Source organism: Aeromonas sp. s8 (assembly GCF_040907785.1).
Lineage (GTDB): Bacteria > Pseudomonadota > Gammaproteobacteria > Enterobacterales > Aeromonadaceae > Aeromonas > Aeromonas veronii.
Genome location: NZ_JBFOCL010000019.1, coordinates 38,447 through 51,360, shown reverse-complemented (window position 1 = coordinate 51,360; position 12,914 = coordinate 38,447). Strand labels below are relative to the sequence as shown.

Annotated in this window: 13 protein-coding genes and 7 tRNA genes; 11 read left to right on the top strand and 9 right to left on the bottom strand. The window is 58.7% G+C overall.

All coding sequences use genetic code 11. The features are described 5' to 3' along the window. Nucleotides 1–64 precede the first annotated feature (64 nt). Genes AB5Y86_RS06840 through rsgA form a run of 5 tightly spaced genes read right to left on the bottom strand, consistent with a single transcriptional unit; the run spans nt 65 to nt 2,899 of the window. Complete coding sequence (locus tag AB5Y86_RS06840; RefSeq protein ID WP_323918732.1) at nt 65–454, bottom strand: hypothetical protein; 390 nt, start codon at nt 452–454, stop codon at nt 65–67. A gap of 2 nt (nt 455–456) precedes the next feature. Continuing rightward, a complete protein-coding gene (locus AB5Y86_RS06835) occupies nt 457–708 on the bottom strand; it encodes a DUF2960 domain-containing protein (RefSeq protein WP_005338984.1) in 252 nt (83 codons plus the stop codon). Beyond that, entirely contained in the window at nt 698–967 is a 270-nt protein-coding gene (locus tag AB5Y86_RS06830) for a VF530 family DNA-binding protein (RefSeq protein WP_368192453.1), read from the bottom strand. The genes AB5Y86_RS06835 and AB5Y86_RS06830 overlap by 11 nt, the downstream gene beginning before the upstream one ends. Continuing rightward, entirely contained in the window at nt 964–1,836 is an 873-nt protein-coding gene (gene asd, locus AB5Y86_RS06825; RefSeq protein ID WP_026034874.1) for an archaetidylserine decarboxylase, read from the bottom strand. The genes AB5Y86_RS06830 and asd overlap by 4 nt, the downstream gene beginning before the upstream one ends. A 28-nt stretch (nt 1,837–1,864) precedes the next feature. After that, nucleotides 1,865–2,899 (bottom strand): small ribosomal subunit biogenesis GTPase RsgA, encoded by a 1,035-nt coding sequence (rsgA, locus tag AB5Y86_RS06820; RefSeq protein WP_368192452.1) that lies wholly within the window; start codon nt 2,897–2,899, stop codon nt 1,865–1,867. 91 nt (nt 2,900–2,990) lie between these two features. Between rsgA and orn the strand changes: the two genes are divergently transcribed. The 8 genes from orn to AB5Y86_RS06780 all read left to right on the top strand — a co-directional run bounded on the left by orn (nt 2,991) and on the right by AB5Y86_RS06780 (nt 4,413). Next, nucleotides 2,991–3,536: an oligoribonuclease gene (gene orn / locus AB5Y86_RS06815; protein WP_042080584.1), complete on the top strand. Its 546-nt coding sequence runs from the start codon at nt 2,991–2,993 to the stop codon at nt 3,534–3,536. A 178-nt stretch (nt 3,537–3,714) separates the two neighbouring features. Beyond that, nucleotides 3,715–3,790 (top strand) — tRNA-Gly (locus AB5Y86_RS06810). Between the two features lie 37 nt (nt 3,791–3,827). Further along, nucleotides 3,828–3,903: transfer RNA gene (locus AB5Y86_RS06805), tRNA-Gly, on the top strand. A 33-nt stretch (nt 3,904–3,936) separates the two neighbouring features. Continuing rightward, nucleotides 3,937–4,012 (top strand) — tRNA-Gly (locus AB5Y86_RS06800). A gap of 25 nt (nt 4,013–4,037) precedes the next feature. Then, nucleotides 4,038–4,113 (top strand) — tRNA-Gly (locus tag AB5Y86_RS06795). Between the two features lie 24 nt (nt 4,114–4,137). Next, nucleotides 4,138–4,213 (top strand) — tRNA-Gly (locus AB5Y86_RS06790). A gap of 24 nt (nt 4,214–4,237) precedes the next feature. Beyond that, a tRNA-Gly gene (locus tag AB5Y86_RS06785) sits at nt 4,238–4,313 on the top strand. Between the two features lie 24 nt (nt 4,314–4,337). Further along, nucleotides 4,338–4,413: transfer RNA gene (locus AB5Y86_RS06780), tRNA-Gly, on the top strand. 239 nt (nt 4,414–4,652) lie between these two features. On the opposite strand, the gene AB5Y86_RS06775 is transcribed toward AB5Y86_RS06780, so the two are convergent. The 3 genes from AB5Y86_RS06775 to AB5Y86_RS06765 form a co-directional block, all read right to left on the bottom strand. Then, nucleotides 4,653–4,862, bottom strand: a complete 210-nt coding sequence (locus tag AB5Y86_RS06775; protein WP_005338972.1) for a cold-shock protein — start codon at nt 4,860–4,862, stop codon at nt 4,653–4,655. Nucleotides 4,863–5,135: 273 nt separating this feature from the next. Next, nucleotides 5,136–5,804 (bottom strand): LysM-like peptidoglycan-binding domain-containing protein, encoded by a 669-nt coding sequence (locus AB5Y86_RS06770; RefSeq protein WP_103250429.1) that lies wholly within the window; start codon nt 5,802–5,804, stop codon nt 5,136–5,138. A 99-nt stretch (nt 5,805–5,903) separates the two neighbouring features. Further along, nucleotides 5,904–8,006 carry a methyl-accepting chemotaxis protein gene (locus AB5Y86_RS06765; RefSeq protein WP_362784770.1) on the bottom strand — a complete coding sequence of 701 codons (2,103 nt, stop codon included), beginning with the start codon at nt 8,004–8,006 and terminating at the stop codon, nt 5,904–5,906. Nucleotides 8,007–8,280: 274 nt separating this feature from the next. Between AB5Y86_RS06765 and gltX the strand changes: the two genes are divergently transcribed. Beyond that, the gene (gene gltX / locus AB5Y86_RS06760) at nt 8,281–9,696 is read left to right on the top strand and encodes a glutamate--tRNA ligase (protein WP_368192451.1); all 1,416 of its coding nucleotides are present in this window, start codon (nt 8,281–8,283) and stop codon (nt 9,694–9,696) included. A gap of 145 nt (nt 9,697–9,841) precedes the next feature. On the opposite strand, the gene AB5Y86_RS06755 is transcribed toward gltX, so the two are convergent. Then, nucleotides 9,842–11,092 carry a methyl-accepting chemotaxis protein gene (locus AB5Y86_RS06755; protein WP_005335445.1) on the bottom strand — a complete coding sequence of 417 codons (1,251 nt, stop codon included), beginning with the start codon at nt 11,090–11,092 and terminating at the stop codon, nt 9,842–9,844. A 101-nt stretch (nt 11,093–11,193) separates the two neighbouring features. On the opposite strand from AB5Y86_RS06755, the gene AB5Y86_RS06750 reads away from it, so the two are divergent. After that, the gene (locus tag AB5Y86_RS06750) at nt 11,194–11,946 is read left to right on the top strand and encodes a potassium channel family protein (protein ID WP_005354446.1); all 753 of its coding nucleotides are present in this window, start codon (nt 11,194–11,196) and stop codon (nt 11,944–11,946) included. Between the two features lie 146 nt (nt 11,947–12,092). Beyond that, entirely contained in the window at nt 12,093–12,698 is a 606-nt protein-coding gene (locus tag AB5Y86_RS06745) for a TIGR04211 family SH3 domain-containing protein (protein WP_005335443.1), read from the top strand. Nucleotides 12,699–12,914 lie beyond the last annotated feature (216 nt).

Here is a 12,914-nt window from a genome sequence, read left to right as displayed (position 1 = left end):
CCTTGGGTCGGCATTTTTTCCGCGGGTATCGTGCCGATACCACGCAGTGCGATATCCCTCGGGGTTATTCCCCGTGATAGAGCGCCTTGTCACCGTGCTTGAGCACATAACCCTTCCAGATAAAGAGGGTGTAGCCGCTACCCTGCCACGACCAGTTGCCCTCCGCACCTTGACGGGTCAGCAGGTGCTGCTCGCCGCTTGGCAGATGCAATTCGGCCTGCGTCTGGTCGGCATTGAACAGCACGAAGGCGCTGCTGGTCTGGCTGGCATCGGTCGGATTGAGCCGGATACCCTGCTCAAACAGGCGCACACATTTACCTGTCAGCGCTGACCACTGATAGCCCGCACTGCCGATACAGCCGTGACTGTTGCGATCGCTGCCAACCAGATGTTGTTCCGGTGTACTGCATGCCGCCAGCAGCAGAGAGGCGGCCATCAGGGTCAAGGTGCGCATGGTTACTCCTGAAGATCCCGTTCGATGACGATGTTGGAGAATCCCAACTCTTTGAAGTAGTTCTCCTGGTAATCCTTCACGCTTTTCTTGTCACGGCGACAAACCTGAGCCAGCTGGGCCTCCATAGCGTGAAAACTGGTGAGATCCAGCCCTTCGGCAGCGGCGATGGCGTCGTAGATGCTGCGGAACTTGTCGTTCGCGTAGCCGATCTCTTTGGCCTGTTTTTTATAGGTGTACGTAATCTTAAAGGCCATCTTGCCCTTCCTTCTTCGATTTGGCTTGCTTGCGCTGGACGTAGAGGTAGAGGCTTTCGACCTTCTCCCGAGCCCAGGGGGTCTTGCGCAAGAACTTCAGGCTGGACGTGATGCTGGGATTATCGGTGAAGCAGCGGATATTGATCTGCTGCCCCAGCTCTTCCCAGCCGTAGTGTTCGACCAGCGCGGTGACGATGGTTTCCAGCGTCAGCCCGTGCAGCGGGTTGTTCTTCTGCGAGGCGTTCGGTTGCTCGCTCATGCCTGCTCCGCCAGCTTGGCAAAGGGCTGACCCATGCGGGTGGTGACCCCGTTGGCCAAGTGAGGTTCGAAACCGGCCAGCATGCCCGGGCCAAACAGGCAGACCACGGTGCTGCCCAGCTTGAACAGGCCCATTTCGGCGCCTTTCTGCAGAGTAATGGCCTCGTCGCCGGTGTAGTCCCAACGCACCACCTTCTTCTCTTTGGTCGGCGCAATGTTGCCGGCCCAGATGGTCTCGATGCTGGCCACGATAGTGGCACCGACCAGCACCAGCGCCATCGGGCCGTGCGGGGTGCGGAAGGTGGCGACCACCCGCTCGTTGCGAGCAAACAGGTTCGGCACGTTCTCGGCGGTGAGCGGGTTGACGGAGAAAAGATCCCCCGGCACGAACACCATGCTCTCCAGCACACCATCCAGCGGCATGTGGATGCGGTGATAATCCTTGGGCGCCAGATAGATGGTGGCGAAGTCGCCATCCTTGAACGGCGCCACCAAATCCTCATAGCCACCCAGCAGCTCGCGGGCGCTGTAGTCGTGGCCCTTGGCCTGGATGATGCGACCTTGCTGGATGGGGCCGAGCTGGCTGACGGTGCCATCGACCGGCAGCGCCAGGGTCATGGCATCTTCTACCACGGGGCGGATACCGGGCTTGAGCTCGCGGGTGAAGAACTCGTTGAAGCTCTTATAGTGGGCCGGACTCTCGTGCAGCGCCTCGCTCATGTCGACCTGATACTGCTTGATAAAGGCCTCGATCACTTTGGTGGTGATGTTGCCCGCTTCGGCGGCGGCAAACTTGCCGATCAGACGGGAGAGGGCGTGCTTGGGCAGACAGTATTGACCGGCAATTTTCAGGTTGTCAGTAATGCTCATGTTCATCATCAACGTAGGTTTATTAGGGTCACAGGCGCGCTTGCTGGCGACCGTGACGGGCTTCCTGCATGGTTTCCAGGATGCGGTGATAGTTGTGGAAGCGATCGGCACTGATGGCGCCACTGTCGACTGCTGCCCGTAGGGCACAGCCGGGATCGTCCTTGTGGGTACAGTCGCGGAACTTGCAGCCACCCAGATAGTCGCGAAACTCGACGAAGCACCAGGTGATGCGGTCGGCTTCCAGATGCCAGAGGGCGAACTCGCGGATCCCCGGGGAGTCGATGAGATCGCCACCGCTCGGGAAGTGGTAGAGCCGCGCCGTGGTGGTGGTGTGCTGGCCGAGCCCCGAGTTTTCGGAGATCTCGCCGGTCAGCACATCCAGCCCCGGCATCAGGGCGTTGGTGAGGGACGACTTGCCCACCCCGGACTGGCCGACGAAGATGCTGATCTTGTCGGTGAGCTTGGCTTTCAGCTCATCCAGCCCTTCACCGCTCTCGCAGCTCACCAGCAGCACCTCGTAATTGAGCTTGCGGTAGGTTTCGAGCTGGCTCTCGATGCGCGCGCGGGCCACATCATCCAGCATATCGACCTTGTTCAGCACGATGAGGGGGCGGATCTCCACATCCTCGGCGGCCACCAGGTAGCGGTCGACGATGTTGGTGGAGAACTCGGGCATCACCGCCGAGACGATGATGATCTGGTCGATATTGGCGGCGATGGGTTTGACACCGTCGTAGAAGTCCGGCCGGGTCAGTACCGAGTGGCGCGGATGCACCGCCTCGATGACGCCCGCTGTCGCGGCATTGAGGCCGGGACGCCACACCACCTTGTCGCCGCACACCAGACTGCTGATGCTGCTGCGCCGCAGGTTGCTGCGGTGGATGGTGCCATCGACCGCTTCCACGTCTGCGTGCTGACCAAAACGGCTGATCACCACCCCTTCGATGGCGGGGCCAAACAGGGTGTCATCCACCACTGTGGTGTGATCTTTTTGCAGCCGCCGTTCGCGGTTGGCCTGGACGCGCCTTTGTTGACCCAGATTGAGTTTTGCTTTCTTTGCCACTCGATTCGCCAGTTTATGAACAGATCCAAAGCCAGTATGATACATGCAAATTGGCAAAATTCCGCCATTCCTCCCAATAGAGAGAGCAATCATGACAGTCAGCGCGCAGAACCTGGTATGGATCGACATGGAGATGACGGGTCTCGACCCCGAAGAGAACGTGGTACTGGAGATTGCCACCATAGTCACCGACAAGGATCTGAACGTACTGGCCGAAGGGCCGGTCATCGCCATTCATCAGAGTGATGAAGAGCTGGCCAAGATGGACGACTGGAACGTCAACACCCATACCAAGAGCGGTCTGGTGGCCCGGGTCAAGGCGAGTCAGCACGACGAGGCGAAAGCCATTGCCGAGACCCTCGAGTTCATTCGCCAGTGGGTGCCGGAGCGTACCAGCCCGCTGTGCGGCAACAGCATCGGTCAGGATCGCCGCTTCATGGTCAAGCACATGGCCGAGCTGGAAGCCTTCTTCCACTACCGCAACGTCGACGTCAGCACCATCAAGGAGCTGGTACGCCGCTGGCAGCCGGAGTTGCTGGATCAGTTCAAGAAGAGCGGTACTCATCAGGCGCTGGACGATATCCGCGAATCCATCGCCGAGTTGCAGTTCTATCGCAGCCACGTCTTCAAGATCTGATTCCCCGGCAAGGGGTTGTCATGCGCTGGCTGCTAAAATCGACAGTTCGGCCAGCTTTTGAGCGAACGCGCGCAACCAGACAAAAAAGCCCTTGCAATTGGAATGACTGCTCTTATAATTCGGCTCCCGTACAGTAGCGCAAGCAACCAAATGCTGTACGGCCTGTTTTAAGGTAGTTGCGGGAATAGCTCAGTTGGTAGAGCACGACCTTGCCAAGGTCGGGGTCGCGAGTTCGAGTCTCGTTTCCCGCTCCAAAAATCTGATGATGACACTGGTGCAAACCAGCCCGATGCGGGAATAGCTCAGTTGGTAGAGCACGACCTTGCCAAGGTCGGGGTCGCGAGTTCGAGTCTCGTTTCCCGCTCCAATCATCAGCCAGCCTCAAGACAACCAAATTGTTGCGGGAATAGCTCAGTTGGTAGAGCACGACCTTGCCAAGGTCGGGGTCGCGAGTTCGAGTCTCGTTTCCCGCTCCAAAAAATTTGTAAGTGATATTCCGATGCGGGAATAGCTCAGTTGGTAGAGCACGACCTTGCCAAGGTCGGGGTCGCGAGTTCGAGTCTCGTTTCCCGCTCCAATCACTTGCAGATGACATTCTGTTGCGGGAATAGCTCAGTTGGTAGAGCACGACCTTGCCAAGGTCGGGGTCGCGAGTTCGAGTCTCGTTTCCCGCTCCAAACATTTGTAAGTGACATTCCGTTGCGGGAATAGCTCAGTTGGTAGAGCACGACCTTGCCAAGGTCGGGGTCGCGAGTTCGAGTCTCGTTTCCCGCTCCAATCACTTGTAAATGACATTCTGTTGCGGGAATAGCTCAGTTGGTAGAGCACGACCTTGCCAAGGTCGGGGTCGCGAGTTCGAGTCTCGTTTCCCGCTCCAATCTCTCTTCGAAGTTTTCATAATCCCTTTGAATTGCCCTTCACATCGCGCTGCGATGCTTTGTCGTATCTGGCGTTTACTCAGCGCGTTTCTACCACCTCCTGCCAACAGGAAGGGGATGTGGGCTCATGGTGCGGATTGTACGAGGCAAGCGGTTGTGACAGGTGGTGGGAGGCGAGAATTGCGGGCAAAAAAGAGGAGGGGCCTTGGCTCCTCCTGCATGATTCACTGGCGCGGGCTTAGACCAGAGTAACGTTTTCAGCCTGAGGGCCTTTCTTGCCCTGGGTCACAGTGAACTGGACTTTTTGACCTTCAGCCAGGGTTTTGAAACCGGTGCTCTGGATGGAGGAGAAGTGAACGAATACGTCCGGACCCTGGGATTGTTCAATAAAGCCAAAACCCTTGGTTTCGTTGAACCATTTTACCTGGCCGGTGCGAATGTCAGACATGTGCTAAATCCTATCAATAACAAAATGAAACTAAGCCCGTGCTGGGCTGCATTTGCCTTGCAAGCAGGGGTTGGCTCATGACTGACCACGTCTCTTTGTCCCAGTAGCACGTAGAACAATCCCTGTCTAAAGCACAAACGATTGTACGTTAGCGCCGATCCTTGTCAATTTGACCCCTTTCGTTTTTTGAACAAGCTAAAAATATTGTGAAGTCAGTAGCTTATTTGAAGATATTTGACTGAAAAAAACGGGAAGCCAGCGCCTCCCGTGTTGTTATTCCTTGAGGGCGAAGCCTTCGCCTTGCCGGTCGTAGCGGTAGACTGCCTGACCGTAGGAGCGGATCTCCACCCGCTGGATGCGGCGGGTGTCGTCCACCAGGATGAAGATAGAGCGGCCCGATTGCAGGCGGGTCAGGGGGCGATCCGGCCCCTCGATGGCGATCAGGCGGCTCAGCTCGGCACCCGGCAACTCGAATTTACGCCAGATGGAGTAGAGGGTCTCACCCGCCTGCACATCGTGTTGCAGCCAGGTGCCGTTAACCTTCTCTTCGACCGGCTTGGCTGCCGCGGGCGCACTGCCTGCCGCGCCATTACCGACAGTTAGAGCTTGAGCAGGCACGGCCAGCGGCACTTCCAGAGAGCCGGAAGGGGCGGCTTTGGGGGCGGATGGTGCCGGCTCCCAGGCCAGCACCAGCAGCCAGAGCGGGATCAGGATCAGCAGACCTATGGTGTTTTTGCGGGGCAGCGGGCTGGACAGCTTGAATTTGCCTGCTTTGGCATCCTGGCGACGTTGGCCGAGGTTGCTCATCCCTTGGCCAAAACGTTGGCGCAGGGACAGGGTCGCGGCATTGATGCGATGGAGCAGGGATCCTTGTGATTCGTCTTGGCGACGCTGCTGGGCTCGTCTGTTATGGCCTCGTGGGCGACGGTCCGGGGTGGGCACGGCATTTACCTCTCACTACATTGCCTGCCATCAGGCAAATTCGTCGCCTATGGTAAACGGACTCGCCCCCGAGGGGGAGAGTCCTGATGCGGAAAATTATCAGCTGAGACGAAATTGACCCAATAATTGCTGCAATTTGTCGGCCGCTTGACGCAATGCCTGACTGGCTTTGGCCGTTTCGGTCGCATCCTGAGCAATGTCGTTGGCCAGTGCGTTGGTTTTTGACAGGTTGCCGGAGACGGTTTCTGAGACCGAGCTCTGCTCTTCGGCGGCGGAGGCGATCTGATAGGTCATGTCGTTGATGGTGGAGATGGCCTGGTAGATGCTGCCGAGCGCCTCTTCCGCCAGATCCGCCTCGCCCACCGCCTGATGGGTCAGCTGCTGGCTCTGGGTGATGGCGTTGACTGCATTGGTGGAGCTGAGGCGGATCTTCTCGATCAACTCCTGGGTGTTCTGTACCGCCTGCTGGGTATTGCCCGCCAGTTTACGCACCTCGTCGGCCACCACCGCAAAGCCGCGGCCTTGTTCGCCAGCCCGGGCAGCCTCGATGGCGGCGTTGAGGGCCAGCAGGTTGGTCTGGTCGGCAATCCCCTGAATGACGGTGAGGATGCTGGTGATCTGGGCGCTGTCGTGAGCCAGCCCTTCCACCACTTCGGCCCCTTTACCGGCTTCTGCCGCGACCTTGTGCATCGACTGGATCACCTGCTGGAAGCGCTCCTTGCCCTGATCGGCAGCGCTTTGCGCCTGTTTGGCCGAGTCGGCTGTGTTGTTGGCGTGGGTGGCGACCTCCTGACTGACGTAGGACATCTCCTGTACCGCGGTCAGCATCTGCTCCATCTCGGCCTGATGGTGCTGCAGATTGTTGTCGGTCTGACCGGCAATGCGATCGGTGTCACCGGCATAACGGTTCACCTCGCTAGCAGTCTTGAGCACATCCCCGAGCAGCCCTTGCAGCTTGTCGATAAAGCGGTTGATCCCCTTGGCGAGATCCCCCAGCTCATCCACCGAGCGGGTTGTGAGACGTTTGGTGAGATCCCCTTCACCATCGGCGATGTCATCCACCAAGCTGACCATCTGACGGATGGGACCAGTGATGCTGCGGGCAATCACCAGCATGGTGGCCAGCGCCAGCACCAGCACTATAAAGGCGCCCACCAATTGCTGGGTCATGGCTGCCTGGTTCATGTCGCTCAGCTGTTTTTCCAGTTGATCGGCGCCCGCCAGTACCACCTTGTAGGGCAGGGTGACGATGATGGCCCAGTTGCGGCTCATTCCCGGCACCATGATGGGGACGGAAATACGGAATGACTCGTCCAGCTCCTGACGCTGAACTTCCGGTTTCAGGTACTGCTGCCACTGGTTGCCCAGCACCTTACTTGCGCTGCTACCGAGCAGGCTGGCATCGCCGCTGGTGCCGGTGATGACACCGGCGGCGCTGACGATCAGGGTCTCCCCCTGGCCATCATAGATGTTGCTGTTGAGGCTCTTGGCCTGACGGCTGATGGAGTCCACCGCCAGATCGAGCGCGGCAATCCCCTTGAACTGACCATCCACCATGATGGGGGTGGTGATCGTGCTCACCAGCACCTGCTGACCGTTGATATCCACCTTGAAGGGATCGATGAGGCAAGATCGTCCTTCCCGCTTCGGGCAGGCGTAGTAGTCGTTGGCGGGATTGCCGAATTCGTCCGGGTCGGTTTTTTCGATGGAGAGCAGCAGATCGGTACCGATTTGATCCTTGTCGCGATAGAAGTAGGGCACGAAGCGCCCCTTGTCATCACTGCCCAGCGCACTCTGGCCAGCAAAGCTGGCATCCTGACCGTCGAAACCGTTGGGCTCGAAGCCGGCGAAGGCGCCATAAAGCTGGGGCTCCAGCGCCAGTTGTGCCTTGAGCAGGTCGGTGGCCTGCTGGCGATCCAGCGGCAGTTTGCCCTGTTGTTGCAGGGCGAGGGCGCTGGCCATCTGCTGGGTGTAGGAGAGCCCTTTTTGCAGCAGTTGGGTGATGGTGGCCGCCTCGGCGCGGGCATTGGCGCTGACCTTCTGCCATGCCTCCTGCTGCAGCGCTTCACGGCTGGAGCTGATGGTGAGTTGTTGGGTTTGTTTGCCGGAGTATTGGTTGAGCAGGATCAGGATGACCAGGGCTGCGGTCATGGCGATCCCGGCCATCACTAGAATGCGATTCTGGATAGAACGGAACTGCATCGTCTCTTCCTTGTTCGTGAGAAGTGTGGTGAGCGTTATTTGGGTATCGACCGGAGGAGGCAGCTCTCCAGCATTGTGCATAGCAAATCGGAAACGGGGCTTCGGTTTTGCGATCCTCTTCAAATATCGGGCTACAGATGCAAATGGCGACAGATTTAATCCCCTACTTTAGCCCGCAATGGCGTCATGGTTTTCCCATCCGTGATTGTCGGTGCTAAAATGTGACGGTTTTTTCTAACGAATTGGCCCAAGGCCCTCTACACAAGGCTTAAAGATGAAAGTCAAAACCCGTTTTGCTCCCAGCCCGACCGGCTTTTTGCATGTCGGCGGTGCCCGTACCGCACTCTATTCCTGGTTGTTTGCAAAGAACCAGGGCGGTGAGTTCGTGCTGCGTATTGAGGATACCGACCTGGAACGTTCCACTCAGGAGGCGATCGACGCCATCATTGAGGGCATGGAATGGCTGGAGCTGAACTGGGATGAGGGCCCCTACTACCAGACCAAGCGCTTCGATCGCTACAACGGTCTGATCGACGAGATGCTGGCTGATGGCCGCGCCTACAAGTGCTTCTGCTCCAAAGAGCGTCTGGAAGCACTGCGCGAAGGCCAGATGGCCAACGGCGAGAAGCCCCGTTACGACGGCAAGTGCCGCGACCACGCCCACGATCACCCGGCCGATGCGCCGCACGTCATCCGCTTCCGCAACCCGACCGAAGGTTCAGTGGTGTTCGATGACCATGTCCGTGGCCGCATCGAGTTCGCCAACACCGAGCTGGACGATCTGATTATCCGCCGTACCGACGGCGCGCCGACCTACAACTTCTGTGTTGTTGTCGATGACTGGGATATGGAGATCACCCACGTGGTGCGTGGCGAAGACCACATCAACAACACCCCGCGCCAGATCAACATCTACAAGGCGCTGAACGCGCCGGTGCCGGAGTTTGCCCACGTCTCCATGATCCTGGGTGACGACGGCGCCAAGCTCTCCAAGCGCCACGGTGCCGTTTCTGTGATGCAGTACCGCGACGACGGCTATCTGCCGGAAGCGCTGCTGAACTATCTGGTACGTCTGGGCTGGTCCCACGGTGATCAGGAGATCTTCACCCTGGACGAGATGATCAAGCTGTTCAGCCTGGATGCCATCTCCAAGTCCGCCTCTGCCTTCAACACCGACAAGCTGCTGTGGCTGAACAACCACTACATGCGCAGCCTGGATCCGACCTATGTGGCCAAGCATCTGGCATGGCACATGGAAAACCAGAAGATCGACACCAGCAATGGCCCGGCGCTGGCCGACGTGGTCACCCTGCTGGCCGAGCGCTGCAACACCCTGGTCGAGATGGCCGCCCAGAGCCGCTATCTGTTCGAAGATTTTGAGGCGATCGACGAAGCGGCAGCCAAGAAGCACCTGCGTGGCGTTGCTGCCGAGCCGCTGGCTCTGGCCAAGACCAAGCTGGCTGCACTGGATAGCTGGACCACCGAAGCGCTGCACGAGCTGATAGAAGCGACCGCCGCCGAGCTGGGTCAGGGCATGGGCAAGGTTGGTATGCCGCTGCGTGTGGCCGTCACCGGTCTGGGTCAGTCCCCTGCCATCGACGCCGTAATGGCGCTGGTGGGTAAGGAGCGTGTTCTGGCGCGTATCGACCGCGCACTGGCTTACATCGAAGCCCGCATGGCTGCCGAGTAAGCTCTGCCGATGTGGCAGACGAGGGGATTACCCCGCTCTGCCACATACTGAATAGCAAAAATCCGAAACCACTGGTTTCGGATTTTTTTATGGCCGGGAGCTGCGGCGGGGCACAACGGCGGTTATGCCCGGCCAGGGAGAGCTGTCAGACGAGTTTGAAGGACTGGATCTGGCTGTCGAGCTCCTTGCTGTGCTGCTCGACTAGCTCGGAGGCCTCTTGCAGTTCGCGCAGCACTACGACGGAGCCTTCGGCGATCTGTTTGACCTGTTCCAGATTACCGCGCATCTCTTCGGCGACCGAGCTCTGCTGCTCGGATGCCGCGGCGATGTGGCGGTTCATGTCGGCGACACCCTGTACCCGCTGCACTATGGTGGCGAGCTGGGTACCGGCCTGGGTCACCTGTTCCACCCCCTTGTCGGCCTGCTGTACGCTTTGGGCCATCAGCTCGCCAGCCTGATGGGCATTGCCCTGCAGCTGTTCGATCATCTTCTGGATCTCGACGGTGGCGGCCTGAGCCCGGTTGGCCAGCTCGCGCACTTCGGAGGCCACCACGGCAAAGCCACGACCCGCTTCACCGGCGCGGGCCGCCTCGATGGCCGCGTTAAGTGCCAGCAGGTTGGTCTGTTCCGAGATGCCGCGAATGGTGTCGACCACAGAGCCAATGCGCTCGACCCCCTGCTCCACCTCGTTGACCACGGTGGCGGAGCGTTGGATGTTGCCGGAGAGGGTGTCGATGGTGCTGACTGTATCGGCGACGCAGCGGCTCCCCTCTTCCGCCAGCTGGCTGGTTTCGGCGGTGGCGTGAGAGGCCTGATCCGCATGGGCGGCCACTTCGCGAATGGCGCCGACCATCTGGCTCATGGCGCTGGCCAGCTGTTCGATCTGGGTGAACTCTTCGTTGATCGCTTCGTTGGCCTCTTCCATGCAAAGGGTCACCTGGGAGGCGATGTCGTTGAGCTCCTTGCAGGCGGCGCGCTGGTTGCCAAATACCTCTTTGAGGTTCTCCTGCGAGTGGGAGACCGCCTTGGCGATGTCACCGAATTCGTCACGAGACTTGAGCAGTACCTTGTGGCTGAGGTCCCGCTTGGCGAAGCGTTCCAGCAGGCCCACCAGATAGTGCACCTGCTTGACCATCAGGCGGGAGCCGGTGAGCAGCAGGATCACGAACAGCAGCCCCATGATGGCGGTCTCCATCAGACCGGTCCAGAGCAGGCGATTGGAGATCGCATCCGCCTTGGCGGGATCGAGCCCTTCGCTGAGCAGGGTCGCTTCCAGATTGTTGGCGTCAAACCAGAGTTTTGTCAGTAGCAGGAGGGTACTGAACACCATCAGCAGCACCACTTTGGGTACCAACCGGATGTTGCTCATTCTTTTCTCCAGCAGGTTCAGCTGCATTGTCATTCTCCTTTTAAAAGCCGTTTTTTCCTTTGCCCTCAGGACTATCGGCATTATCTTCTCTTTTATTAATTTGCACTGTGCTTAAAGTTGGAAAATGTATGCGACATCACTTAACTCATCTGCGGGCGATGGATCTGCTGATGGCATTTCTGTCGATTATCTCGGTTGTGCTGGTGACGGCCCGCTGGTGGGGCCATGAGAGCCTGACACCACAGACCCTGCAGCTCTTCTATGACCTCGATAGCCTGATTTGCTACTTCTTCCTTGCGCACTTTGCTTATGGTTGGATCCGGGCCTCCGATCGCAAGGCCTATTTCAAGGCCAACTGGATCTATCTGCCGGGTAGCCTGCCGATGGCGGAGCAGCTGCGCTGGGCGCGGTTGATCCAGTTGTGGCGGGTCTATCAGCTGTTCAAGGAGCACCCGGATCTCTGGGCCATGTTCCGTCGCGAGCGCAACGAGACCACCCTCTCCGGCATCCTGTTTCTGTTCTTCCTGCTGCTGGGGGTGGGCTCCGGCGTCATGTACTGGATTGAGTCAGGCCAGCCCGGCAGCCAGATTGAGACACCTTACGACGCGTTCTGGTGGACGCTGGTGACCCTCTCGACAGTGGGTTACGGGGATCTGGTGCCCAAGACCGAGGAGGGGCGCTTTGTCGCCAGCCTGCTGATCCTGTTCGGGGTCGGTCTGTTCGGTGCCATCAGCGGTTTCATGGCCAGCCTGTTTTTGCAGCCCAACAAGGGGGATGGCGAGACCGACAAGTGGCGTCATCACTACAACAACCAGCAAGAGGAGCTGCTGCGGGAGATCCGCGCCCTGCGCAGCGAGGTGCAGGAGCTGAAAAACAAGTGAGACCGCAGACGGGCAAGTTGCGAGGTGACTCGCAACTCTGCGCTCTTTATCTGGGGGGAGGTGCTTTTTCTTTGCTTGTCCTTTAACCTGCTGGCGGCTTAACATTCAACCTCTTGTCCAAACCTGAAAAAGAGAACCGATCGACCATGCGCGCCCTTCTCGGGATTTTGATCTGCTTGTGTGCCCAACAGGCACTGGCCGATACCCGTTATGTTTCAGACAACATCTTTACCTATATCCACAATGGCCCGGGTACCCAGTACCGGATCCTTGGCAGCGTCAAGGCTGGTGAACCGCTGGAGGTAAAGGCGGTGAACAGCGAGGCCGGTTTCACCCAGGTGGTGGACGGTCGTGGCCGCGAGGGGTGGATCAAGAACAGCGAACTGCAGAGCCAGATCAGCCTGCGCGAGCGTCTGCCCCAGGTGGAAAAAGAGCGCGATGAGCTTAAAGATCGCCTGCAGAACCTCAACGGTGACAACGAGAAACGCTTCACCGAGAAGGATGGCCAGATCGCTGCCCAGAGCAAGGAGATCGCCGCTCTCAAGGCCCAGCTGGTCAGTCAGGGTGAGGAGATGAGCAATCTCAAAGAGCAGAATGATGCCCTGACCCAGAGCTACGACAACCAGGAGCACGACATGCAGATGGACTGGTTTATCCGTGGTGGTGCCATGGTGGGTGCCGGTATCCTGCTTGGCATCCTGTTGCCCATGCTGCCCCGTCGTCGCAGCCGTGGCGATCGCTGGATGAACTGACAGCATCTGGCTGAATGAATTGCTGAGAAGGGTCGCCGTGGCGGCCCTTCTTTTTTTGGGCGCATTGGGGACATCCGCTATTGGGCGGAATGCGTGGCTGCTTTGCGATAGAGTGGCGGCAGATCGTATACAAAATGAAGTCAGATGGCCCTCACGCTTGCTGGCGTATTGGCTTCAAAAGGGAATTCATGGGGGGAATGAGCGATCTTTGTTAAA